This window comes from Nonomuraea sp. NPDC059194, from assembly GCF_042754765.1.
GTDB lineage: Bacteria > Actinomycetota > Actinomycetes > Streptosporangiales > Streptosporangiaceae > Nonomuraea.
Window position 1 is genome coordinate 1 of record NZ_JBHZBH010000110.1, and the last position, 1,853, is coordinate 1,853.

At 37.9% G+C, this 1,853-nt stretch carries 1 protein-coding gene and 2 pseudogenes; all 3 read left to right on the forward strand.

What is annotated here, in order from left to right; translation table 11 throughout:
• Positions 1-350: pseudogene (locus tag ACFXJ8_RS44005) on the forward strand (hypothetical protein); the annotation flags it as partial.
• Positions 351-1,034: 684 nt separating this feature from the next.
• Complete coding sequence (locus tag ACFXJ8_RS44010; RefSeq protein ID WP_375839303.1) at positions 1,035-1,208, forward strand: hypothetical protein; 174 nt, start codon at positions 1,035-1,037, stop codon at positions 1,206-1,208.
• Positions 1,209-1,298: 90 nt separating this feature from the next.
• Positions 1,299-1,853 (forward strand): annotated as a pseudogene (locus tag ACFXJ8_RS44015) (hypothetical protein); the annotation flags it as partial.

Consider the following 1,853-nt stretch of genomic DNA (forward strand, 5'->3'; position numbering starts at 1 on the left):
GAGCCTATTTGAGCGCTTATTTGACTGATATAGACCTAGAAGATGTCCAAGACAGGGAAACAGCCTTAAAAGTGGCTTCAGAGGGCTGTGAGGTGCAAACAAAGATCGTAGAAGGTCGGGAAAAGAAATTTTTAAAAGGCGGACGGCTGCACATGTATCCTTCCGGAATGAATATGTATCGAAAATCAAAAGGGATTGTTAAGCCGGAACGGGAAGAAATGAAGTTCGGAGACATAAAAAAAGTAGTGGGTTCGGCAAAACCACACTACGAGAAAAGTTATCATGTCGAAAATGACAATTTTGAAAACACAATTTCGTTTCTCCAGTATAACACAAAACGTGATTTTTGAAGCAAAACGGTTCCTCTTTATGGAGCCGTTTTTTTTATTTCCCGAAGGGTTATTTGTCAGAATGACAAACCGATTTCGAGCCGGCGAGAACCCATTGTCACACCACGATTTAGGGGGTGTGTATAAATGGGCACTCTCTGTGAAATTTGAAGCTTTGAAATTCCGAATGGCGCACTTATACACTCTGTCGAGTGAGTGCTAAAATGCTGAAGCATTTCCGTCAAGCGTGTGGAGGAATCTTGTAGAGAGATATAGCATAGATACCCGTATCTCTAGAGATATTTTGGTATATCCCTGCTATATCTATGGGGTATCTATGCTATATCTTTGGCTTCAAAAACGGCACCTGTTCTAAGAGCATAGAAACTCAACAGGCACAGCCTGTTTGACACCCTTTTTTTTAGGGTGGCACCGAGTTTCCTTATGCTCTTTTTCTCTGAAGCTAAACCTGTTTTATATGTCGTAGTCTTTTTATTGGGAGTGACCCCTTGCTGTACAATTTCCGGAGGTGCCGATAAGGGACGAATTTTCCCTTGTCGGTTGCCTTTGGGGATTGTAAGGGGTGGAGGCTCGGAATCAAAAGGAAACGAAATATCATTCCGAGTGTGCTTCTTTTTTCTGTTCTTGAATTCTATTATTTCCAATGTTAGAATTATGTTAACAACTTGTTAGGAGTGTGTTTGGATGGAAGAGAAAAAACAAATTGGACCTCGAATTACTGTTGAAACATTTAAAAAGCTAGAGTTATTAGCCGAACATTTTACAAAACACAATGAATTTGGAAGAGTTTCAAAAGATGCTGTAATTGAGTTTGCTATTAAGGAATTGTATAGGGACTATTTGGGAAAAGGACGCTAATTTTTGTTGAAAAACTGACTTCGGATTTGGGGTTCTTTATTATTAACTTGATTTTAATTAAACATTACAGGAAAAATTGAGGGGAAATGGATGGATAAACGCAATGGTGACGCGGTTTTCATAGCTCCAAATGATGTTGTAAAAGTGACCACTATGAATCACGTCATTGAAGTTCAGCATATGGAGAAGATGAACCGGAAAAATAATATCAAAAAATTGGACAAGGATAGGTTTGTAGACCTCTCTACTGGGGAGATCCGGGAGTTCGAGCATTCGGAAAATCGGCAGGAAAATTATAATTCTTTGAGACAAACCTTTAAGAAGCTGCGTTATTTGATAAATAACAATTTTATAGGACGGCCAAATGAATTACATATAACTTTGACATACAAGAAAAATATGACGGACACGAAAAAACTTTATAGTGATTTTCAAAATTTTATCGACAGGTTGCGTTATAAATACAAGAAAGAAAGTTCGATAGATTATTTATCGGTGGTAGAGCCACAAGGACGTGGAGCCTGGCATTGTCATGTTTTAATGCGCTTTAATGATTTGGATAAGATTTATATTAAAAATGCTGAATTAAGGAGTCTATGGGGTTTAGGATTTGTAACAATCAAGTCATTAAAGGATATAGACAAC